Origin of the sequence: Chlorobaculum parvum NCIB 8327 (assembly GCF_000020505.1) — a bacterium.
Classification (GTDB): domain Bacteria; phylum Bacteroidota; class Chlorobiia; order Chlorobiales; family Chlorobiaceae; genus Chlorobaculum; species Chlorobaculum parvum_A.
Genome location: NC_011027.1, coordinates 679,399 through 702,378 on the forward strand (window position 1 = coordinate 679,399; position 22,980 = coordinate 702,378).

Genomic DNA, 22,980 nt, shown 5'->3' on the forward strand with positions numbered 1-22,980 from the left:
GTGCGAACAGGTTGATCGTCAGGCAATGCAGCCGGAAGCAATTTCCGGCCGCTGTTTGCCCGCAGCTTTAAAAGTTTGTTGTCAGGACGGCGCCAGTGTTGGCCGATGTGACCATTCGCGCGTACCGTGCCAGATACCCTTTCTTGATTTTCGGTTCGAATTCCGGAAGAGCCTCGATGCGCTGCCGGATGGTTTCGTCATCCAGAGCGACGCTCATGGTGCGCCCCGGAATGTCGATGGTGATCATGTCGCCGGTCTGTACCGCCGCGATCGGGCCGCGGTCAGCAGCTTCGGGCGATACGTGGCCTACGCAAGCTCCGCGCGATCCACCGGAGAAACGTCCATCTGTAATCAGCGCGACCGAGTCGCCAAGGCCACGGCCCATGATGGCGCTTGTCGGCGAGAGCATTTCAGGCATGCCGGGGCCGCCGCGCGGGCCTTCGTAGCGGATCACCACCACGTCGCCCGATTTGACGTCACCATTCATGATGCCTGCGATGGCGTCGTCCTGGCAGTCGTAGACTTTGGCCGGGCCGGTGTGCTTCATCATCGAAGGGCTCACAGCTCCGGTCTTGACAACCGAACCGTTCGGCGCAAGGTTCCCGTAGAGCACTGCGAGGCCGCCGGTGGCCGAGTAGGGCTCCTCAACCGAGCGGATGACCGAGCGGTCGAGCACCTCGGCGTCAGCAATGTTTTCGCCGAGCGTCTTGCCGGTGACGGTCGGTGCGGACAGATCGAGCAGGCCCTCGACCTTCGACAGCTCTTTCAGAATCGCCGAAATGCCTCCCGCGCGATCCACATCCTCGATGTGCACCTCAGTCGTTGCCGGGCTCACCTTGCAGATGTAGGGCGTTTTGGCCGACAGATCGTTCAGCTCCGAGAAGTCGAACTCGAGTTCGGCTTCGCTTGCGATGGCCAGCGTGTGCAGAATCGTGTTGGTGCTGCCGCCCATCGCCAGGTCGAGCGCGAAGGCGTTGAGCATCGACTGGCGCGACAGAATGGAGCGCGGGCGCACATCTTTGTTGACCAGATCGACGATGCGCCCGGCGGCGGCTTTGACCAGCTCGTTACGGCGAGGATCGGCGGCAAGGATTGTGCCGTTGCCGGGCAAGGCGAAGCCGAGCGCCTCGCAGAGGCAGTTCATCGAGTTGGCGGTGAACATGCCGGAGCAGGAGCCGCAACCGGGGCAGCCACACTCTTCGATGGTCTGGAGTTCGTCCTCCGTGATTTCTCCGGTGCTGCACTGGCCGACCGCCTCGAACACCGAGATCAGATCGACCGTTTTGCCGGAGGGCGTGTGGCCGGCACTCATCGGACCGCCGGAAACGAAGATGACCGGCACGTTCGTGCGGAGCGCGCCCATCATCATGCCGGGGGTGATCTTGTCGCAGTTTGGAATGCAGACCAGTCCGTCCAGGCGGTGCGCTTCGACCACGGTCTCAACCGAGTCTGCAATCAACTCGCGGCTGGCCAGCGAGTAGCGCATACCGACGTGGCCCATCGCAATGCCGTCGCAGACGCCGATGGTGTTGAACTCGAACGGCACTCCGCCCGCCTCGCGCACAGCCTCCTTGGCGATGCGGCCCAGCTCCTGCAAATGCGCGTGGCCGGGAATCAGCTCGTTGAAGGAGTTGCAGATGCCGATAAAAGGCTTTGAATAATCGTCTCTTGTCGAAATAGCGCCGGTAGCTTTGAGCAGGCTGCGATGCGGAGCTTTTTCGAACCCTTTTTTTATGGTGTCAGATCTCATGAGTTATGGCAATGGTTAAGCAATTGAAAACAAGAACGTCCGGGCCTCTTTGCGCTGAAGCCCTGGAGTCTGAATCTATTGTCGAGAAAAAGAATACAATGGACTTGGCAAGGGCCTGGCAGTCAGGCTACATGAATGAGTACCTGTACGAGTAGTACCGATACGATCTGGATAATGCCGGAAAGAAGAAGGAGGAGGATTGGACGTGCGGGAGCGGAAGCCGTGGCTTCGGATCGGAATGCACCCGAATGCGCAGTGTATCGGGTCATGAAATGAGCGGGGTTTGTAAACGGCATTGCTGTGATTCTGTTGTCGCGCCAGTTTATAAAGAAAATTGGAGATAATTTACAGTTTCCGTGCTATTAAATCAAGCCGGATATTGACGGAATTCATAAAAAACAACTATAATTTAACTTGGATCAGGGTGGTGTAAAAATTTGAAAATATTATCTTGACAGAGTGCCTTTCCTCGCAGTCGCCTTGGAAAGGTAAAAAGTGCTGGGCAATGGGGTCGGAATCGCGGAAAATTCATCCTGTTGCGCTCAAACAATAAGTTTGTGGAACAAGTTAATCAGAGGAACGGATGATCGCTCTGTTCATTCGTTGAAGTTCTCTAAAGGATTAGTCTTATGCCCTTATTTTTTCAGAAAGCCAGTACTATGGTGAGTATCCAACCTCCTTCCGGACAGGATCTGCCCTCTTTTTTTCTGCTGCTGACGTTGGTTGGCTCTTTCCTTCTGCTCGGTGAACTGCTGACCCGGAAGTTTTCGGTCAACTCGCTTGTGGTCAGAAAGGTGACCCATCTGAGCATGGGGGTTGTTATGTTTTTTATTCCCGCCTATTTCAGTTCTAACTTTTATCCCCTGATTGCTTCACTCTTGCTTGCTGGTGTTGGTCTCTTGAGCCTCAAATCCGGATTGTTGAGTTCGTTGCATGCCGAGCCGCTCATGAATGAGGACGGCAAGCCGGTGCCGAGTTATGGCCCGGTGCTCTTTCCGATGATCTTTTTTTTGCAAGCACTTGTGCTGTGGAATGAGCATGTCTGGATTCTCCAAACTTCGATGCTGGTGCTTGGTGTCAGTGACGCCTTGGCTGCACTGGTAGGTACGGCCTCCGGTGGAGCGCATCTCGACGGGTTTGGCAATAACCGCAAAACCCTTCAGGGGTCGGCTGCCATGTTTGTTTCCAGCTTGCTTATCTTATCTATTTCGCTACTGGTGTTCCAGCCCTTCTTCACCGGCGGTCTTGTCGGTCAGCCGGTATGGATGCTGCTATGCCTTGCGCTGCTGCTTGCCCTGCTCGCGACGGCAGTCGAGGCTCTCTTTTCCTACGGTCTTGATAACCTGTTCATTCCGGTTTCGATTGCCTATGTGCTGTATGTGATCGAGGTGAGCCACATTGCTACGGTGGAAGGATTTCTGCTCGGTGGTGTGTTCGCCCTTCTCTTGGCGCTGTTTTCGGTTGTGGTCAAGTTCCTCAACAACAGCGGTGCAACGGCTACCTTTCTGCTTGGCACAACCATTTTCGGTATCGGTGGTCTGGTCTGGACGGTGCCGCTTCTGACGTTTTACCTGCTCTCCTCGATTCTCTCCAAGCTCGGCCGGAAACGCAAGGCGCGGTTCGATCTGGTTTTCGAGAAAGGCTCACAGCGTGATGCCGGCCAGGTTTACGCAAATGGTGGCATTGCCTGGCTCATGATGGCAATCTACTCGCTGTCAGGTGATCCCTATATCTTTTTTGCTTACCTCGGCACGCTGGCAGCTGTTCAGGCCGATACCTGGGCGACCGAAATCGGCACGATGTGGCCCAATCCGAAAGCACGGCTGATTACCACCTTCAAGGAGGTGCCGGTGGGAACCTCCGGCGGTGTGTCTATTCCAGGCACCTCGGCTTCGTTTGTCGGCTCGCTTTTGATCTGTTCGAGCGCTGCGTTGATGAACGTTTCGTGGATCAATCAGGTAGGCATTATACAGTCGCTGCTGGTGATCGGCGTTGCAGGTCTGATGGCCAGTCTGGTGGACAGCTTTTTCGGGGCGACGGTGCAGGCGCAGTACTACGATCCTATCCGCAAAAAAGTGACGGAACGCACGCACAGCATCGCTTCCGATGGCAGTCGTGTAACGAATGAATTGCTAAAAGGATACCATTTTGTTAACAACGATCTGGTCAATACATTGTGTGCCATATCGGGTTCCGTGGTTGCCTATCTGGCCGTGCGTAACCTGGCATCTTTCTGAAATTTATCATGAACTTAGCCGAGAGAGTCAACCATGCCTGAACAAGTCAGTGGCGGAATCGTTTCAATGATTGCAGGCTCCGGGCCTGTGGTGCTGATGGTCCTGTTGATCCTGGTGCTGTTTTCCATCCTCTCGTGGGCAATTATCGCCTGGAAGTTTGGCATGGTCAGGAAGTCGAAGAAGGAGTCGCAGGATTTTCTCGACTCTTTTTTTGAGCTGCAAAATACCGATCGTCTCTTTGCCACCAGTGAGAGTTTCCGGAGCGGTTCGCTGCCCAGAGTGTTTCGTGCCGGATACATCGAATACAGCTCGATGCGTAACCGGGGAGATGATGCTCGGTTGAAAGAGCATATCAGGCGAGCTGTGAAGCGGGAGGTCAATACCGAAAGCAAACGTCTGAGCCGTCTGGTGCCGTTTCTTGCCACGGTTGGCAATACGGCACCCTTTATCGGTCTGTTCGGTACCGTGTGGGGCATCATGAGCTCCTTTCAAAATATCGGCCTCATGAAGTCCGCTTCACTGGCGGCGGTTGCGCCGGGTATTTCCGAAGCCTTGGTGGCTACGGCTACAGGTCTTGTCGCGGCTATTCCGGCGGTGATCGGCTACAACTATCTTACCAGCGAAATCGGTCAGATCGAGAGAGACCTGGAGGATTTCGTGCCCGATTTCGTCGAATCGTACCTCAATCAGCAGTAAGCGGAGGGCCCTGACGATGATGACCGGACAGAAAACAAGGCTCATGAGCGAAATCAACGTGACGCCGTTTGTTGACGTCATGCTGGTGCTGCTTATCATTTTCATGGTGACTGCGCCCATGATGACCAGCGGCATGAAGGTCGATGTGCCGCAGACGACGCATGAGCGTATGGATATCGATCCCAAAGGGCTTGTGGTGAGCGTCAATGCTTCCCGCAAGGTGATGATCAACGACTACCAGCTCGATGCTTCGGAGCTGGCCGATCGTCTGCCGAAGATTCTGGAATCCATGAAGGCTGATGAGGTCTATCTCAAGGCTGACCGCACGCTTCCTTACGGTTTTGTTATGTCAGTCATGGCATCGATCAGGGAAGCTGGAGTGGAAAAGATCGGTATGGTGACAGAGCCCGGGGACTCGAATCATCAAGAACGCTGATTCGGCGCAGAAAGTATGCAATCAAGGGATGAACTGAGACTGGAAGAACGGCGGTTTTACGTCTGGCTTGGCGTTGCAGCAGCTGCGCACCTGGCGCTTATTGCCGTCGTTGTATTTTTCCAGCTTCTCTATGTCCGGATGCATCCGCCGCTGAAAGTGGTTAACGTGTCTCTGGTTTCAATGCCCGGACGTCCTGGCCCTGCCGGCGGACCGAAAAGCATCCCGGCTTCACCCGCAGAAGCTCCGGAAGCAAAAGCGTCCGAAGCGGAGCCGCCTGCCGTGAAAAAGGTTCCTGAGCCTTCGCAACCCAAACCGGAACCCAAGGTTGCCAAGCCAGCGACGGTCAAGAAAATTCCTGAAAAGACTCTGGTTGCCAAGCCTCCCGAGCAGTCTCCGAAAAAGCCGGAAGTTTCCGATGAGCGCAAAAATCTTCAGGCCACGCTTGACAAACTGAAAAAAAGTGAAGCCAAGCAGCAGGGCGCAGCTTCCAGCGGTCCGTCCAATCTCAGCAGCACTTTGGCAAAGCTCCAGAAGCAGGTGGCTTCTGAAGGTGGCGGGACGGCTTCGTCCGGCTCCGGTTCGGGAGCAGGAGGCGGCAGGTATGGCAGCGGTGGTGGAGGCGCGTTTGATCCTTACAAGGCTGAAATTGCCGGAATTATTCAGGATAACTGGTCTTTTTCAAACCAGATGGTTAGGAGCACTTCGGGCATGGAGGTCTATGTTTTCATCTATATCATGCCGGATGGTTCGGTCAGCCAGACTCGGTACGATCGGAAATCGACGAGTGAATATCTGAACAGCTCTGTCCGGCGTGCGCTTGAAAAATCTGCTCCATTTCCACCTCTTCCGAAGGAGTACGGTACTAAAGGTCTTTGGGTAGGGTTTGTCTTTACTCCACAAGGTATCAACCAGTAAGCAGTTTGCTTATTCACGATTGTGATTATCTTGTTGCATAGACTGAAAAGCGCGTATTGTTGTTTTGTGTATATTTTTTCTTTGCCGGTTGCGGTGTGTTCGGCTTCAACAATGTTCAATCCAGTTAGCTTGTTATGAAAACCGCCAGGATTTCTTCAGTTCGTACTCTTATTGCCCTTTTTTGCCTTTTTATGGTCCCTTTTACCATCAGGGCGGAGGAGGTAAACGAGTATATCGCCATCCGCAAGGAGGGGAGTGGCAGAATTTCGATCATTCTCGACCATCTCAAGTCCAACGGCGGCAAGGAATCCGAATGGGCCAGAAGTCTGGACAGCACCATCCAGGGTGGGCTTGATTTTACCGGTTTGTTCAACCTTATGCCGGCGCCACTGAATATCCGGAATGCGCAGAATGGTGCTTTGAATCTCGGCGCTGTCAGGTCGATTGGCGCCGATGTGTTTGTCGGCGGCAGCGTGACGAAGCAGAGCGGCGATCCGGCCATGCAGATGCAGGTGTGGGATGTTACCGGCAAGCTGCTGCTCAATCGGAAATATAGTGGCCAGGACAAGGCGCTTCGCGATATCGGTTTGCGTTTCTGCGCCGATCTGGTCGAGATGCTTACCGGTAAACGGTCGGTCTTTGGCACCAAAATGGTTTTTGTATCAAATAGCACCGGCCAGAAAGAGATTTATATGTGCGATTTCGACGGGACGAACATCCGTCAGCTTACCAATACGAAGTCGATTTCACTTACGCCCTCAGTATCGCCAGATGGGAGGTTTCTTGCCTGGACTGATTTTTCAAGCGGCCGTCCCGATCTCTACATCAAAAATCTTTCCACCGGCTCGACGGTTTCGGTTAAAAAGCAGGGCGTTTGTATCAGTCCGGCCTGGCGTCCCGGCACCAACGAGTGTGCTACAACCCTGTCTTACGAAGGTTCACAAGACCTTTATCTTATCAGGGCTGACGGGACTGTCGCTCGCCGATTGACCAGGGGGCACAGTATCGAGGTCTCTCCGAGTTTTTCACCTGATGGTTCCAAAATGGCGTTTGTCTCGACCCGGGAAGGCCCTCCGCAGATTTTCATTCAGGATCTTTCAAGTGGAAGCGTCAGGCGGCTTACCTACAGCGGCACCTACAATACCCAGCCGTCCTGGTCGCCATCTGGCGATAAAATCTTGTACTCGTCCCTGCAAAAGAACGGTGAAATCAATATATTTATGATCAATGTCGATGGTTCAAATCTGCTTCAATTGACCAGCGGCGCAAGGAATAATGAGTACCCCTCATGGTCACCCGATGGAAGCATGATTGTTTTTTCATCAACCCGGGCCGGCTCGAGAAAATTATATGTTATGAATGTCGACGGGACCAACCAGCGGCCCTTGCTCAATATGAAGGGTGAGCAGCAGCAGCCGTCATGGTCGATCAGGAATTAACCGGTTTTTCTTCTCGTCAATCTTTTAATCAGTGGAGGACTATATGACCCCTGTTAAAGCGATCACCAGAGCCCTGTACGTTCCGGCAGTGCTGTTTCTCGGCGCTTGCTGTTGTCACTATCCGTATAACAAGCAAGCCGCTCCTCCTCCGCCTGTCGCTTCGGCACCAGCTCCGGCACCAGCACCTGTGAAATCCGTCATGCTTGGAGATATTTTCTTCGATTTTGATCGTTCCATTATCACTCCTGAAAGCCAGGCACAGCTGAGGGACAATGCCGAGTGGATGGCTCAGAACAAGAGCAAGAGCCTCGTGTGCGAGGGGCATTGCGACGAGCGCGGAACCGCGGAATACAACATGGCTCTCGGTGAGCGCAGGGCGGAGTCGGCCAAAGAGTCACTGATGAGTCTCGGCGTGAGCGGGGATCGTCTTTCCACGATCAGCTATGGAGAGGAAAAACCGTTCGCAATCGGCCATGACGAGGCGGCCTGGTCACAGAACAGAAGAGTGCATTTCGTAGAGAAATAATGATTTGATGTTGATTATCCGGAGAGTCTGCGGGCTCTCCGGTTTTTTTGCTGATAAACGCTCAACAAATTGAGAGGAACAGTATGAGACACACATTACCTGGTTTTATCGGTGCTGCCATGATTATTCTGGCGGGTTGTTCTTCGAAAAGTGCGGTATCGACCTCTGGAGACGCTTCAGGTGCCGGGTATGGAGCTGGGGCTGACGGTGCCACATCGGGTGTAACCGTTGAGAATCTTTCGGGTGACAACGCTGTTGCCGGTGCAGTTATTGGGGATATTTTCTTTGATTTCGACAGTTCAGCCCTGAGTGACGAAGCTCAAGAGCAATTGAAGCAGAATGCCGCATGGATGGAGAAAAATCCTCTGGTCAATGCAACCATCCAGGGACATTGCGACGAACGTGGTACCGATGAATACAACCTGGCGCTCGGCGAACGCCGTGCCACTGCTGCTAAAGAGTATCTGATTACTGCCGGTGTCAGCGCAGGCCGTCTTACAGCGGTAAGTTTTGGCGAGGAAATGCCTTTTGATCCCGGCCACAATGAAGAGGCTTGGGCTAAAAATAGACGGGATCATTTCATTACGAAATAACCGTCTCATCGAATCTTCTTACCGGAGACCGGGCATTGCCCGGTGCCCCGGTATTTACTTTTATAGATGAACCAATGTTGGATCTATGATGAAAAAACGATCTTTTTTGTTTTTGCCGTTTGTGCTCCTCTCGGCATGTGCGTCACAGAATGATCTGAGCTATGTGCAGGGACAGGTTTCCCAATTGAAGCAGGAGTCCCAGACGATCAAACAGCAATCGGCGGGCTCTTACTCGGAAATGACCCAATATCGAGAGGACATTGCGCGGCTTCGCGGCTCGATCAACGAGTTGCAGTACAACTATCAGAGCGCGATGAAGCGGCTTGATATGGAAGACTCTCTGCAGGTCAGTAAGACCAATGAGCTTGAAAACAGAATTGCAAGGATAGAGAAATATATCGGGCTTGCTTCACCAGAGGGGCAATCGAATACTCCACTACCACCTGTAGTTAAAGCGCCTGTTCAGCCCGGAGTGCCTGTATCCAAACCTTCCGCATCTGAAGCTTCTATGAGCGAGAATTTGCTCAGTGAAGGTCTTCTCCTGATGGAGAAAAAGGATTATAACAGCGCACGTGAGCGTTTCAAGGAGTTCATGTCAAAGAACCCCAATTCTCCGAAAGTTTCCGATGCGCAGTTCTACCTCGCTGAAAGCTATTATGAAGAGCAGTGGTATGAAAAGGCCATTCTTGAATACCAGGTTGTGATCGCCAAATACACCAAAAGCGCTAAACGGCCCGCTGCGCTGTACAAGCAGGGGCTTGCGTTCGAGCAGATCGGGGATAAGGCCAATGCCAAGGCTCGTTACAGGGATGTGGTAAATCTTTATTCCAAAACTCCGGAAGCCCGGCTCGCCAAAAAGAAGATGGACGCAAATTAGTGCACACGATAGGTGCTGAGTAATCAAGCCGTGCAGAAATCGCCATCCAAACGTACTGACTCAGAAGTTTGGATGGCGATTTCACTTTTATACGAAAACAGAGAAAGCCACGCTTTGAGGCATGGCTTTCGATGAAATCTATTTAGACAAGCTGGGCTGAAACCGGTTACTTGAAAAACTCATCCAGAGTATAAATTCTGCGATCGAGCTCGACGCACAATCCCTTACCCTCACGGTAGAACACAGGAATATCCCGCATCGTCCACTTGATTCCGCGCTTGTCGAAATCAATCACATAGCGGTTTTCCATATCGATGACCTGCTTGTTCATGTCGATGGCGATGTCAGGCTGCGTGGTGAGTACAAAAATCTCGATTTCGCCGTCGATGAGTCTGCGAATCATCTCCGGGGTCGGAGAGAGTTTCCTGCGACCGGATGTCGGAACAAGCTCAATCTGGAGCCTGTCATTCCGATCACGTTTGGCCGAGGTAATGAAATACTTTTCTGCTTTGTGAGCCGCATTTCCAGACCAAGGGCCTGATACTGATTTGCGAACCTGGTTGGATGCGGTTTCTGGACGGCTGAGCTGAGGCTCCATGGTTCTGCTCGGTTTGATTGGCGGACACTGGCACAGTGATTGTGCAAACCTTAAACAAAGTTAAGTTAGCAAAAGGTCTGCAAATAAAAAAGAGATTCGTTGCTTTGCGCTTCTCTCACTTTGTTAAGCCAGGAGTTGCTGGTGATTGGTTTTTTCTAGCTTGCACATGACTGTTTTCTTGTGATTTTATTTGTTGGAGAGAGCAGTGGGAACAGGTTTCGCAGGCGGTGCAGTGCAAAAGCGTCAGAAGCCTTCTTTAATCCGCAGAAAACACAAAAAGCCCCGATTCGTATTGACTCAGGGCTTTTTGGTGGTTGGCTTAACAGGTCTTACTTCTTGTCGTCGTCGCCGTCGATGACTTCGTATTCGGCGTTGACGGCACCGTCGCCGCCTTTGCTTTCCTGCTGGCCGTTGGTTTCAGGCTGCGGAGCAGCGCCTGCTTCTGCGCCAGGCTGCTGGTAGAGGTTCGAGGCTGCTTCGCTCCAGACCTTGCTCAGCTCGTCCATGGCAGGCTTGATGGCATCGGCACTGCCAGCCTTGTGGGCTTCCTTCAGCTTTTCGAGCGCACTTTCGATCTCGGCTTTTTTGTCAGCCGGAAGTTTGTCGCCAAGCTCGCTGAGCTGTTTTTCGGTGCTGAAAATGAGCGAGTCAGCAGAGTTCTTGAGATCGATCTCTTCCTTGCGCTTCTGGTCCTCGTCGGCGTGTGCCTTTGCGTCCTCTTTCATCTTTTCGATTTCAGCCTCCGTGAGCTTGCCGCTGGCCTCGATCTTGATGCTCTGCTCCTTGCCGGTGGCTTTGTCTTTGGCCGACACGTTCAGGATGCCGTTGGCGTCGATGTCGAAGGTCACCTCGATCTGCGGGATACCGCGCGGTGCCGGCGGAATATCGCCGAGGTGGAACCTGCCGAGCGTTTTATTGTCGCTGGCCATCGGGCGCTCACCCTGCAGCACGTGCACCTCAACCGAAGTCTGGTTGTCTGCAGCCGTGGAGAAGGTCTCCTGCTTGCGGGTCGGAATGGTGCTGTTAGCCTCGATCAGCTTGGTCATGACGCCGCCGAGGGTTTCGATACCGAGCGACAGCGGGGTGACGTCGAGCAGGAGCACGTCGGTGACGTCGCCCTGAAGCACGCCGCCCTGGATAGCTGCGCCGATGGCGACCACCTCGTCAGGGTTCACGCTCTTGTTGGGCTCCTTGCCGAAGAACTCCTTCACGAGAGCCTGCACCTTCGGGATACGGCTTGAACCACCGACCAGCACGACCTCGTCGATCTCCTTCATGTCGAGTTTCGAGTTTTTGAGTGCGCGGCGGCAAGGTTCAAGCACCTTGTCGAACAGCGTTGCGCTCATAGCCTCAAACTTGGCGCGGGTCAGGTTGATGACCAGGTGTTTCGGGCCTTCCTGGGTTGCGGTGATGAACGGAAGGTTGATCTCGGTATCGGTGCGAGACGACAGCTCGATCTTGGCCTTTTCGGCAGCCTCTTTCAGGCGCTGGAGAGCGATAGCGTCCTTGCGGAGATCAATGCCTTCCTGCTTCTTGAACTCGTCGGCCAGATAGTCGATGATCACCTGGTCGAAGTCGTCACCGCCGAGGTGGGTGTCACCATCGGTCGATTTCACCTCGAACACGCCATCGCCGAGTTCGAGAATCGAGATGTCAAACGTACCGCCGCCAAGGTCGAAGACGGCCACTTTCTCATTCTCCTTTTTCTTGTCGAGGCCGTAAGCCAGCGCTGCGGCGGTCGGCTCGTTGATGATGCGCTTGACTTCAAGGCCGGCAATTTTTCCCGCGTCCTTGGTTGCCTGACGCTGGGCGTCGTTGAAGTATGCCGGTACGGTAATAACGGCTTCGGTGACCTTTTCGCCGAGGAAGTCTTCTGCCGTCTGCTTCATCTTCTGCAGAATCATGGCCGAGATTTCCTGGGGAGAGTAGCTCTTTTCGCCGATTTTCACGCGAGCGTCACCGCCTTCGTTGACCACGTCATATGAGGCGAACTTTTTTTCGTTTGGTACTTCATCATACTTGCGGCCCATGAAGCGCTTGATAGAAAAGATGGTGTTTTTCGGGTTGGTTACAGCCTGGCGTTTTGCAGCCTGGCCGATGAGCCTTTCGCCCGTTTTGGTGAAGGCGACCATGGACGGAGTCGTCCGGTAGCCCTCAGAGTTTTCTATGACCGTCGGCTGGGTACCCTGCATGACCGCTACGCAGGAGTTTGTGGTGCCGAGGTCGATTCCGATAATTTTTCCCATGATGTTACGTTCCTTTTGTTTGTGTGGTGCTCATCTCATGCCGGCCTCCTCTTTATGAGGAAGCCGGTGGTGAGTGTGCGGGTTAACTGATTGAGATTTCTTTTGTCTTGCTGACCGGCTGGGTTTTCGGCAGGGTGACATGCAGCACGCCGTTGTCAAAGTTTGCGCCGATGTTGTCCTGATCGATCAGCTCGCCGATATTGAAACTGCGTGAGAAGGAGCCATAGGTCCTTTCGATTCTGTGGTAATCCTTTTTCTTCTGCTCCTCCTGCTGGGTGCGTTCTGCCTTGATGGTCAGCACGTCGTCCTCGATGTTGAGCGCGATATTCTCTTTTGCAATGCCGGGCAGTTCCGCATCAAGATGAAATGCATGTTCGTCTTCAGAAATATCGACCTTGAATGAGGGGGTGGCAGCCATCTGGTTGCCGCTCCAGATATCGTCAAAAAGCCTCATCGGGTCTTTGGCTATTTTCATCAACATGGTTGTCTCCTTTCTTTGTATTGCTTCTTGATTCTTTTCTGTTTGTTCGACGGACCTCAGTCCGCCTCTACTACTTATGCATCAACTTCTGTGCCAAAGTTGTTTCTCGCTGTTCAGGAGATTTTTAGTGTGACAAATGCGCGGTTTTTGTTGCGGTGTCTGACAATATTACTGTAAAGGTGTCATGACATTTCAAGAGGTACGAGCAAAAAGGGGAGCGTGTTTGTGCGTAAGATGTGGTCGCGTGTTCGATGAGGAGGAGCTTGGAGTGGAGTTAAGCATAAGAACGAGCCATCACTGAGCCTTGTGCACAATGAGTAGCTACTCGGGAAGTTGGAAAAGAATGGCGAGGTCGAGAAAGGGAAAGCGGCAGTCAGAGTTGCTGCCGCCGTAAAGATGGAATGTATCAGGAAGAGGTCAGGTTGGAGTTCACTTTCTGAATCCAGCTCAGCCTGTCCTGAAGGTTTTCAACAACACTTTTCGAAATGAGGAAACAGGCGTAGACAATGCTGTCATCTGAAATCCTGTAATAACATTTCAGGCCCTCTTTTCTGCGGTTGACAACGCCATTGTCGTGCATGAGCGCCAGATGCTTCGAGATATTAGCCTGGCTTGCACCGACCTCCTTGACAATCTCCTGAACGGTGCGTTCTCTATCACAGAGGGTTCTGAGAATTTTCAGGCGCATCGGTTCAGACAGAAGCTTGAACCGGTTTGATACAGCCTCAAGCATCTCGTCCGGCATATTGAAATGCCATTTTTTTACTTCTTCTTCGGTTAAGGTAATCTTTTTACTCATGACAACACTTTGTTGGTGCCTCTCGCTATGATCAGCTTGCGACCCAGATGATTTGTTTATTGAAATATATAGTTATTTAATCATACAAATCAAATCAAAAAAAGGGCCACTTCCGCACTCTTTGCGGTCAAGGTCAGGATTTTGCGGTAAATAGAAGTTTCGGCAGGAAGGCAGGTCAGGTAGAGGTGATGTTTGTCATTCTCACGATCGACTCAACAAGGTTTTGTGGCGCTTTCACACGTACGATTCTTTCCTTGATGATGATCTTGGTCTTTTTTGCATCCTGAAAATAGGCGCGACATTCAGGACACATGGCAAGGTGCTGGTTGAGTTCAGCCTCTTCTTTGGAGGTGAGTTCTTCGTCTATAGCAGCGCTCATGAGCACCTTTGCTTTGTTGCAATTCATGACAGTCAACTGATTTGATGGTACTAATAGCTTTTTACTCGCCAGAATCGGTGTTGTAGCCGTGGTTTCTTGCATAATCTTCTAATTTGGCGCGTAACAGCTTTCTTCCTCTGTACAAACGAGATCGTACCGTTCCAATCGGGCTCTCGACCATATTAGCGATCTCTTCATAGGTGAATCCCTCAATATCGCACAACTGTATGACTTCCCTGAACTCTTCCGGCAATGACTGCAACGCCTGATAAACCTCTTCATGCAGCAGGGAGTGGAAAAAATCCGAGTCGGTTTCAGTGGTGTCGCGCTGCACGTCCTTGATCGTATGGTAAAAATCCTTGATCAGGTCGTAATCGACTTTACCGGGCTCCCTGGCGTTCTTACGAAATTTGTTAATGTAGTTGTTTTTCAGGATCTTGAACAACCACGCTTTGCAGTTTGTTCCCCGCTCAAACGAATCAAAAAATTTATAAGCTTTCAGGTAGGTTTCCTGCACCAGATCCTGTGCGTCGCTGGGGTTCATCGTCAGGTGCAGCGCGTAGTTGTACAGTGAGTTGATATGGGTAACAGCTTCCTCCTGGAATTCCTTCTGCTTGAGCTGTTCCTTTGCGGAGAGCACTGGTTTATTCTCTTTCATGACTTTCTGCGCTGGCGGATGAATTGATCAGAGTTGCCTGAACAAAGCAAGGGGGTCTGCATTGAGTACAAATAATATAAAAATATATCTTTAGAGAATTTAGCTACAAGCAGCAAAAGTTGTACAGGTCTTATGCGACGCTTTTGCATAATCAAATCAGAGGTATGTCGGAAACGTTAGATGTTATTGTCATCGGAGCGGGAATCGGCGGCTTGACGTCTGCCGCATTGCTTCAGGAACGGGGGTTCAAGACGATTGTGTTCGAGAAGAACGCGTTTCCCGGCGGGAGCTGCTCGGCGTTCAGAAAAGGGGGATATACCTTTGACGCTGGAGCTTCCGTTTTTTACGGGTTTAATGAGGATGATTCGGTGGGAACGCTGAACCTTCACGCACGCATTTTTCGCAAGCTGGGTGTTTCGCTTGAAACGGTTCCCGATCCGGTGCAGATTCACTATCACATGCCGGCGGGTTTCGAAGTTCCCGCATGGTATGACCGACGCCGTTTTCTCGACGTGCTGATCCGGCGCTTTCCGCACGAAAAGGAGGGAATTGTCAAATTTTACGATGCGCTTGAGTCGGTGTACGATATTCTGAGTTCACTTCCGGCGGGATCGCTGGAGGATGTGATGCACCTTGCTGGTGTCGGAGCGAAGCATCCTCTTAAAACGATGGCGCTTGGAGTCAAAACTTTATACTCGATGGGGGGAACGGCGCGTCGTTTTATCAGTGATCCCGAACTGCTTCGCTTCATCGATCTCGAATCCTACTCCTGGGCGGTGCAGGACGCCTCTTCAACACCGCTGGTCAATGCGGGCATCTGCCTGGCCGACCGCCATCACGGTGGCATCAACTATCCCATCGGCGGTTCGGGAGCCATTCCCGATGCGCTGGTCAAAGGCTATGAAAAGTACGGTGGTTCGGTGAGGTATCGCTCCGAGGTCAAGAGCGTGATTGTCGAGAACGGCGCGGCTGTCGGCGTGCGGCTGGCGGATGGCAGCGAGGTGCGGGCGCGAGCGGTCGTCAGCAACGCAACGGTGTGGGATACCTTCAATCGTCTGGTGGATGATTCCAGGCTCCGGGTGCCGGAAGATCGCTTCATCAAGGCTCCGAGCTGGTTTCAGATCTGGTTGGGCGTCGATGGTTCCATTGTTCCGAATGACTTCCACATGCACCACATCATTGTGGACGACTGGGCGAAGTACGACAAGCTCGGCGGCACGATCTACTTTTCGGCTCCGTCGGTGCTCGATCCGTCGCTTGCTCCTGAGGGCAAACATGCGCTGCATCTGTTCGTTACCGCCGAGACCTCGCAGTGGGAGCAGTACGAGCGTCAGAGCCCGGAGTATCGGAATGCCAAAGAGGAGTTTGCTCGCTCGGTCATCGCTCGCGCCGAGAGCATTCTGCCCGGATTGCAGAAGGGCGTGGAGCTGATGGTGACTGCCACGCCGCAGACCCACGTCCGGTATCTCAATCGTCGTGACGGTTCGTACGGCCCGCTGCTCAAGCCGGGTCAGAACGTGCTGCTCAAGCCACAGAATCGTACGCCGGTGAAGAATCTTTTCTCCGCCGGCGACAGCACTTTTCCCGGACAGGGAGTTATCGCCGTGACCTATTCGGGCGTTTCGTGTGCCTCCTACATCGCACGGCAATTTGGCAAGCCGCTTGACTATTTGTGAGAATCATTGACAGTGATTACTCCGAGGCGGAGGCGAGCAACATGTCGATTTCTCGGAAGGGAAAACCGGTCAGTTCAGCGAGGACTTTTTTTGTGACGTAGCCTTTGTAAAGGTAGGCGCCTTTTCTGAGGCTATGACTTTTCCAGAGGATTTCGGCGATGGTCTGGTGCTCTTTTAGTTTCTGGAGGAATGGAAGCAGCGTGTTGGTCAGGGCGTAGGTTGCGGTTTTGGCAACGGCTGACGGGATGTTCGGCACGCAGTAGTGGGTGACGCCGTGCTTGACGTAAATCGGGTTGGTGTGCGTCGTATGTCTGCTGGTGCCGAAGCAGGGGCTCTGGTCGATGGAGACGTCGATGATGACCGACCCGGGCTTCATGGTTTTGACCACCTGTTCACTCACCAGCGGTTTGCTCAGTTTCTGCTTCGGACTGAGTGCACCGATCATTACATCCGAAATGCGGGCAAGCTCGGCGATGTAGTGGTCGTTGGCAATAGCCGTCACCAGATGCCGGTTGAAAAACGCTTCGAACCGGCGTAACCGGTTGATCTCCTTGTCGATAACCGTCACCTGCGCACCGAGACCAAGCGCGTCCTGCGCAGCGAACAGGCCGACCGTTCCGGCTCCGATGATGGTGACGTGAGCGGGGGGGACGCCCGCGATGCCGCCAAGCAGAATGCCGCTGCCGCCATAGCCGGTTTCGAGATATTTTGCCGCGGTTTGGATGGCGAGGGAGCCTGCGATTTCGCTCAGCGTCCGCACGATGGGCAGTTCGCCGTCCCGCGTTTCGATGAACTCGAAGCCGATCGCCGTGATGTTCTTGTCGCTCAGCGTCTTGAGCATCTGGTGAGTGACCGTACCAAGATGCACTGCCGAAATCAGAATCTGTCCTGGCTGGAACAGCGCCATCTCCTCCGGCTGCGGCGGCGAAACCTTGACGATGACGTTCGCTTCTTCGTACAACTCTTCAGGCGACGAGGCGATCACTGCTCCGGCTTCGGCGTAGTCGTGGTCATGAAAGTTGCAGAAAATGCCCGCCTTGCTTTCGATGATGACCCTGATGCCCTGTTCGGTCAGAATCTGTGCACCTGCCGGTGAAAGCGCAACCCTCCGTTCATCCTGTGCTCGCTCTCGTGGAATGGCGATGGCGATGCTCATCGTTTTTTCCGGCTTGATCAGCCAGCGTTCGAGCGTTTTTACTCCGAGTTCAAATTCGAGCGTTCCCAGGTCGGATGAATAGCCCATCGGTCTTAGGTGTGGATTGCATTACATAAATCAGTCACCGCTTTGGTGAGGATCGGGAGCAACCCGTCGGCAGCTCCCGAATTCTGTCAGGCAGAGGTCTTACTTCGATTTGATCGGCACCCGTTCGATGGTTTCCTGCGGCCCATGGGACGGGCAGGTCGAGCCGGGCAGGTGGAAGCGTCCGCCGCTGACCGTGCAGAGCACACCTGAAGCCGCGTTGAGTGCACCTTTGGCAGCGTTGCCGGCCAAATCGAGCGGCATCTGCATGAACGGGAACGTCTCGACGAAATTGTTCATCGCCAGCAGCGAAGCCGGGCCGAGTCCGGCGGCGATCTTGCCGAGAGAATCAACCGGGTTGAGTCGTCCGGACTGCACTCTCGACACGATGCTCGAGACGCCCGACGGAAGCATCGTTGTTACGTTGTAGCCGATGGTCTGCGCGTAGGTGATGAAGCCCGGTACGTTCAAGCCGAGTACTGTTCTTCTGAATTTTTCAGCTCTGGTGAGCACCCTCACAGTGCCCTCTTTGATGATGGTGGTGCGGCAGGCGAGTCGTCCACCCTCAGCGAAAAGCTTGTCGGAAATGAAGGCTTTTTCGTCTTCGCCTGGCTGGGAAAGGCAATCGGCTCCTTCGAGCACATAAACGAAGCAGCTTTGGCAGATCGCGTTGCCGCCGCAGATGTAGCCGATATGGGCCTTGTTGTTCTTGGCGGTATTGAGCAGCAGATCACCGACCTGCGCTTCACACGGTTTGTCGTTGATGTAGATAGTCATGGCCGTCTGATTTAAACATTGGTGATCGATCAGGAACAATCAGTTTGACTCGAAATTCTTCAGCTGATGTATAAAGAAATATACTTCCGGTTCGATGGGTTTCAAAGGGGCAGGCCGTTCTGATTAAAAGCAAAACCGGGCAAAGCCTACTGGATTGGCTTTGCCCGGCGGTTGATCAGTTGCAGGCCGCGCCGCTGTGTTCGTGCACTTTGAGTGCTTCGGGGGTCGCAAGTTTGCCGTGAGCGTTGACGCATGCTACTGTACCATCCACAGCCGTGACGTCGCAACGGGCCTCGCCGTTTGTCTTTGCGGCTTCCGGCTTTGCTTCCGGACGGGCCAGGCCAAAAGCAGATTGTACTGCGTCGATCACCAGCTGAATGGCATCACCGATTCCTTTGACCACATCGATGAGCAGCTCGACAGGCTCGATCGGGTGCCCGGTTGTTTCTCGCTGCGCCTGAAAGGCGATGGTGTCACGGAACTTGACCGCAGACTCCCAACCCATTTTACCCATGTACGCCGGAAGCTGGGTCGGATTGGTCAGGGTCATCCGCTTGGCTTCTTCGACGGTCGTCAGCAGGGTGATCTTGCCCGGTTTCTCTATGGTTGCCTGGCAGGCCATTCTTGTGCCCTCCTTGACGAGCGTGTCGGACAGCATCGCTTTTTCAGCGTCGCTCATCGGTGAGAGCAGTTCGGCACCTTCAAGTATCTTCACATAACAGGTCTGGCAGATGGCGTTGCCGCCGCAGAAATATCCAATATGGCTGTGATTGGCTCGCGCCACATCAAGCAATCTATCCCCGGTTTGGGCCTGGCATTCTCTATCATTTATGACGATGTTCATGACTCTATGATTTTATGTTTATGTGGTGATTTTTGCCACATAAATACTAACTCTTCCGTTTCGGGAAATAGTTTCTACAATCGTTAAAATCGGACAGAATTTGGTGGTTTTTGACGCTTGGGTCGGGTGGCTGTTTGTGGGGGCTCGGCGTGCGGTGAGCTATTCCGAATTTGTCTTCGCCTCAATCAGGGCAGCCGCAAGGGACTGCCCCTACATTGTCCACGGTTAATTCTCCAATGCCAATTCTTTCTCCGCAATCTCCTTCAGCAGCTCCTTGTAGCGGGCGATCAGCGCAAGCGGGGAGTTGTCGGTGTTTGCGGGGTGGCGGAAGACGAGTTTCATCTTTTTGCCGTGGTCGAATTGCGGGTGGTACTCCCTGATCGAGCCGTCCTGCAAGGCGACGATCAGGTTACGGAAGAAATCACCGTCGTAGAATTCCTTGTCCTCGTCAGACGGCAGAAAGAGGGTCGTTGTCGCGGGCTGGATGTCGATTTTTTCCAGCCCCAGCGATGAACCGAGATTTTTCAGGCGGGCGAGAGCCAGGAGGTTTTTCACCTCCTCCGGCATCGGGCCGAAGCGGTCTTCGAGTTCGGCTTCGAGCTTGTCGATTACCGATTCATTCGCAGCTTTTGAAATCCTGTCGTAGCACGAGAAGCGCTCCTGCGTGGCTGTGAGGTAGTGGTCCGGAATCAGCGCGTCGAAGAAGAAGATCATGTCGCACGGCTTGGCGGGCTTGAGGGCAGCCTTTTCGCTGTCGCTGAAGATGTGGTTGAACTCGGTGAGTTTGAGCTCGGCCACTGTCTCTTCGATCATCTTCTGGTAGAGGTCGAAGCCGATTTCGTGGATGAAGCCCGACTGCTCCGCGCCGAGCAGGTTGCCCGCGCCGCGGATGTCGAGGTCGCGCAGGGCGACGTTGATGCCGGAGCCGAGTTCGGTGAAGGTCTCGATCACCGCGATGCGCTGCACGGCTTCGCGCTTGAGCGTGTGCAGCGGCGGCGTGACCAGGTAGCAGTAAGCCTTGCGCTCGCTTCGCCCGACGCGGCCTCGCAGCTGGTACAGGTCTGACAGGCCGAACATGTCGGCGCGGTTGATGATGATCGTGTTGGCGTTGGAGATGTCCAGCCCCGAGCCGATGATGGAGGTCGCGATGAGCACGTCAAGCTCCTGATTCATGAAGTCCATCATGATGTTCTCAAGCTCGCGGGCGGGCATCTGGCCGTGCGCCGAGGCGATGCGGGCGTAAGGCACGAGTTCCCGGATGGTGCGTTCGACCTCGTCGAGGCTGGCGATGCGATTGTTCAGGAAAAAGACCTGACCTTCGCGCTGGATTTCACGCTTGATCGCCCCCTGCACGACGCCCGCGTCGAACTCGCTGATGATCGTCTCGACCGGCTGGCGGTTCTTCGGTGGCGTCGAAACAATCGAGATGTCGCGCGCGCCGAGCATCGAGAATTGCATGGTGCGCGGAATCGGCGTGGCAGACATGGTGAGCGTATCGACGCCAGGGAACTGCTGGCGGAGCTTCTCTTTGGTGTCGACGCCGAAGTGCTGCTCCTCGTCGATCACGAGCAGTCCCAGATCCTTGAACACCACATCTTTCGAGACCAGTCGGTGCGTGCCGATGACAATATCGACCGCGCCCGAAGCGATGCGCTCGATCGTCTCCTTCTGCTCTTTTCGCGGTACGAAGCGGCTCAAAACGGCGATGTTCACCGGGAAGTTGGCGAAGCGGCGCGCGAATGACTCGGCGTGCTGGTGGGTCAGAATGGTGGTCGGCGTCAGAATCGCCACCTGCTTTTTCCCCTCGACCGCCTTGAAGGCTGCGCGCATGGCGATTTCGGTCTTGCCGAATCCCGCGTCGCCGCAGATGAGCCGATCCATCGGCGAGGGCGATTGCATGTCCTTTTTCACCTCCTGGATCGCTTTGAGCTGGTCGGGGGTCTCCTCGAACATGAACGACGCCTCGAACTCGCGCTGGAAGATCGAGTCCGGCCCGAAGGCGAAGCCCGGCGTCATCTTGCGCTCGGCGTAGATGCGGATCAGCTTGGCCGCGATGTCGCGCAACTTCTTGCGCACCTTCTCCTTCTTGGCGCTCCACTTCGAACTGCCAAGTTTCGAGAGATTAGGCAGCGACCCTTCCGAGGCGGTGTACTTCGAGAGGAGGTTGATGTTCTGCACGTTGACGTAGAGCTGGTCGCCGCCCTCGTATTCGACCAGCACGCACTCCTGCTCCGAATCGCCCACCTGAATCGTCTCCAGCGAGCGGAACACGCCGACGCCGTAATCTTCATGCACGACGTAATCGCCCACCTTGAGCCGCTGCAACTCCTTGAGCGAAATGCCCCGAACCTTGCGTTTGCGGTGCGGATTGCGCGTGTGGAACTTACCGAAGATGTCCGATTCGGTGAACAGGTCGAGCCCAGCGAAACCGAACCCGGCATACAGGTTTGCCGGAATCCACTCGATGGCGTCGATTGATTCGGCCTGCTCTTCGGTGAGGAACTCGGCAAGCTCCTCGATTTCGCGCTTTGACGCGCAGGCGAACAGAGGCTTCAGTCCATCCGATACCTCCTGCTGCAACCGTCCGGCGAGCATCCGGAAGTTGCCTTGCAGCTTCTGCTGCTCGCTGGATTTGAAGTCGATGCCCTGCTTGTCAACGCGATGCAGCAGCACATGCCGGAAGCGGGGCAGCGCAGCTTCGAGCATGGCGAGATGATCCGAGCCGTTCATGGCGGTGACGTCGTCGATGATGACGAGCGCCGACTCCGGCAGGTAGTCCAGAATGCCCGACTGCTTCGCCGCGTTGTCCGCCTCCTTCTGGCTGAACGTGCCGAACAGATCGACCGACTCGATGGTGTTCGAGGAGAGCTGGCTGTCGGTGTCGAAGGTTCGGAGCGAACTGACCGTGTCGCCGAAAAACTCGATTCGCACCGGCTCGCGTCCGCCGTAGCAGAACACATCCACAATAGATCCGCGCACGGAGAACTCGCCCTCGTTCTCGACGAAATCGCGCTTGTCGAAGCCGTTCTCTTTCAGGAACTCCATCAGCGCGTCGTACCCGGCATCCTCATTTGTTGCGAGCGAAAAGATGCGCCCGGCAGAGGCCTCGGCATCGCACACCGCCGTGCCGAGGTCGTCGAAGCTGGCGAGCACCACCACCGGTTCGTTGCGCGACAGCTTACCGAGCGCGGGCGACAGTTCATCGACGGTGTTGTGCAGCGGCCTGTTTTCCAGCAAAAGCGGCAGGTCGTTGTCGTACACCTCCTCGGCCTCCGGGCTGCACAAGAGCAGCACCGGGCCATCGAAATCGCCGGACAGCGTGGCGGCAATCGCCGGGGCGAGCGAGCCACGGACGCCGCTGATGTGCACCGCTCCGCGTCCGCTTTCCGGCGAGACCATCGCCAGCGCCGCATGCACTGACTGGTAAGGCTCGGAAGCCCGAAGCGTTTCGAGGATGAATGACAGCGGTTTTTTGACGATGCTGGCAGAGTGCGATGCGGAATCAGCGGAGCGTTTCATGAGACGGGCGTCGATACTGATTTTCAGACAAACAGAAATTCAGCCCGCGAAAGTAATTCGCAGACTGTGAGAGCCGCACTTCCGGGGCTTGGCAAAGCGCCCTGCGCCGGAGGCGGTTATAATAATATGGGAATATACTAAAGGGCGTTGAAAGAGCGAGGTGTGTTTTGCAAGGGAGGGGAGAGGGCAGGCGCGAGGCCTGCCCCTACAGGATAATGGTGAAGCCGAGATGATTAGTATAATTGATGAATCTCGTTAGATTTACTTTTTAATTAGGCTGTCTGATTCAGAAAG

General features: G+C 54.2%; 20 protein-coding genes. 9 read left to right on the forward strand and 11 right to left on the reverse strand.

Translation table 11 applies throughout. The annotated features are described in order from the left end of the window. Positions 1–67 precede the first annotated feature (67 nt). Positions 68–1,750, reverse strand: a complete 1,683-nt coding sequence (ilvD, locus tag CPAR_RS03245) for a dihydroxy-acid dehydratase (protein WP_012501888.1) — start codon at positions 1,748–1,750, stop codon at positions 68–70. A 659-nt stretch (positions 1,751–2,409) separates the two neighbouring features. On the opposite strand from ilvD, the gene CPAR_RS03250 reads away from it, so the two are divergent. From CPAR_RS03250 to ybgF, 8 genes are all read left to right on the forward strand, one after another. Beyond that, entirely contained in the window at positions 2,410–3,987 is a 1,578-nt protein-coding gene (locus tag CPAR_RS03250; protein WP_041466116.1) for a DUF92 domain-containing protein, read from the forward strand. A 33-nt stretch (positions 3,988–4,020) separates the two neighbouring features. After that, entirely contained in the window at positions 4,021–4,683 is a 663-nt protein-coding gene (gene tolQ / locus CPAR_RS03255; protein WP_012501890.1) for a protein TolQ, read from the forward strand. Positions 4,684–4,699: 16 nt separating this feature from the next. Beyond that, positions 4,700–5,119, forward strand: coding sequence for a protein TolR (gene tolR / locus CPAR_RS03260; protein WP_012501891.1), 420 nt, complete (start codon positions 4,700–4,702; stop codon positions 5,117–5,119). Between the two features lie 15 nt (positions 5,120–5,134). Further along, positions 5,135–6,034 carry a TonB C-terminal domain-containing protein gene (locus CPAR_RS03265; RefSeq protein ID WP_012501892.1) on the forward strand — a complete coding sequence of 300 codons (900 nt, stop codon included), beginning with the start codon at positions 5,135–5,137 and terminating at the stop codon, positions 6,032–6,034. A gap of 134 nt (positions 6,035–6,168) precedes the next feature. Then, the gene (gene tolB / locus CPAR_RS03270; RefSeq protein WP_012501893.1) at positions 6,169–7,473 is read left to right on the forward strand and encodes a Tol-Pal system beta propeller repeat protein TolB; all 1,305 of its coding nucleotides are present in this window, start codon (positions 6,169–6,171) and stop codon (positions 7,471–7,473) included. A gap of 43 nt (positions 7,474–7,516) precedes the next feature. After that, on the forward strand, positions 7,517–7,999 hold the full coding sequence (gene pal / locus CPAR_RS03275) for a peptidoglycan-associated lipoprotein Pal (RefSeq protein WP_041466117.1): 483 nt from the start codon (positions 7,517–7,519) through the stop codon (positions 7,997–7,999). Positions 8,000–8,082: 83 nt separating this feature from the next. Then, the gene (gene pal / locus CPAR_RS03280) at positions 8,083–8,592 is read left to right on the forward strand and encodes a peptidoglycan-associated lipoprotein Pal (RefSeq protein WP_012501895.1); all 510 of its coding nucleotides are present in this window, start codon (positions 8,083–8,085) and stop codon (positions 8,590–8,592) included. A gap of 85 nt (positions 8,593–8,677) precedes the next feature. Beyond that, entirely contained in the window at positions 8,678–9,469 is a 792-nt protein-coding gene (gene ybgF, locus CPAR_RS03285; protein ID WP_012501896.1) for a tol-pal system protein YbgF, read from the forward strand. 166 nt (positions 9,470–9,635) lie between these two features. Here ybgF and pscD read toward each other — a convergent pair whose 3' ends face one another. From pscD to CPAR_RS03315, 6 genes are all read right to left on the reverse strand, one after another. Next, positions 9,636–10,067, reverse strand: a complete 432-nt coding sequence (gene pscD, locus CPAR_RS03290; protein WP_012501897.1) for a photosystem P840 reaction center protein PscD — start codon at positions 10,065–10,067, stop codon at positions 9,636–9,638. A gap of 329 nt (positions 10,068–10,396) precedes the next feature. Continuing rightward, positions 10,397–12,313, reverse strand: a complete 1,917-nt coding sequence (dnaK, locus tag CPAR_RS03295) for a molecular chaperone DnaK (RefSeq protein WP_012501898.1) — start codon at positions 12,311–12,313, stop codon at positions 10,397–10,399. Positions 12,314–12,395: 82 nt separating this feature from the next. Then, on the reverse strand, positions 12,396–12,794 hold the full coding sequence (locus CPAR_RS03300) for an Hsp20/alpha crystallin family protein (protein WP_012501899.1): 399 nt from the start codon (positions 12,792–12,794) through the stop codon (positions 12,396–12,398). A 406-nt stretch (positions 12,795–13,200) separates the two neighbouring features. After that, positions 13,201–13,593, reverse strand: coding sequence for an ArsR/SmtB family transcription factor (locus tag CPAR_RS03305; RefSeq protein ID WP_012501900.1), 393 nt, complete (start codon positions 13,591–13,593; stop codon positions 13,201–13,203). Between the two features lie 175 nt (positions 13,594–13,768). Further along, on the reverse strand, positions 13,769–14,074 hold the full coding sequence (locus CPAR_RS03310) for an anti-sigma factor family protein (RefSeq protein ID WP_332130375.1): 306 nt from the start codon (positions 14,072–14,074) through the stop codon (positions 13,769–13,771). Then, positions 14,034–14,630, reverse strand: a complete 597-nt coding sequence (locus CPAR_RS03315) for a sigma-70 family RNA polymerase sigma factor (protein WP_012501902.1) — start codon at positions 14,628–14,630, stop codon at positions 14,034–14,036. Before CPAR_RS03315 ends, CPAR_RS03310 begins: the two co-directional genes overlap by 41 nt. A gap of 164 nt (positions 14,631–14,794) precedes the next feature. On the opposite strand from CPAR_RS03315, the gene CPAR_RS03320 reads away from it, so the two are divergent. Then, positions 14,795–16,306 carry an FAD-dependent oxidoreductase gene (locus tag CPAR_RS03320; RefSeq protein WP_012501903.1) on the forward strand — a complete coding sequence of 504 codons (1,512 nt, stop codon included), beginning with the start codon at positions 14,795–14,797 and terminating at the stop codon, positions 16,304–16,306. Positions 16,307–16,322: 16 nt separating this feature from the next. On the opposite strand, the gene CPAR_RS03325 is transcribed toward CPAR_RS03320, so the two are convergent. The 4 genes from CPAR_RS03325 to mfd form a co-directional block, all read right to left on the reverse strand. Then, complete coding sequence (locus tag CPAR_RS03325; RefSeq protein WP_012501904.1) at positions 16,323–17,549, reverse strand: alanine dehydrogenase; 1,227 nt, start codon at positions 17,547–17,549, stop codon at positions 16,323–16,325. A gap of 99 nt (positions 17,550–17,648) precedes the next feature. After that, positions 17,649–18,323, reverse strand: a complete 675-nt coding sequence (locus tag CPAR_RS03330) for a 2Fe-2S iron-sulfur cluster-binding protein (RefSeq protein WP_012501905.1) — start codon at positions 18,321–18,323, stop codon at positions 17,649–17,651. Positions 18,324–18,498: 175 nt separating this feature from the next. Continuing rightward, entirely contained in the window at positions 18,499–19,167 is a 669-nt protein-coding gene (locus CPAR_RS03335; RefSeq protein WP_012501906.1) for a 2Fe-2S iron-sulfur cluster-binding protein, read from the reverse strand. 225 nt (positions 19,168–19,392) lie between these two features. Next, positions 19,393–22,686 (reverse strand): transcription-repair coupling factor, encoded by a 3,294-nt coding sequence (gene mfd, locus CPAR_RS03340; RefSeq protein ID WP_012501907.1) that lies wholly within the window; start codon positions 22,684–22,686, stop codon positions 19,393–19,395. Positions 22,687–22,980 lie beyond the last annotated feature (294 nt).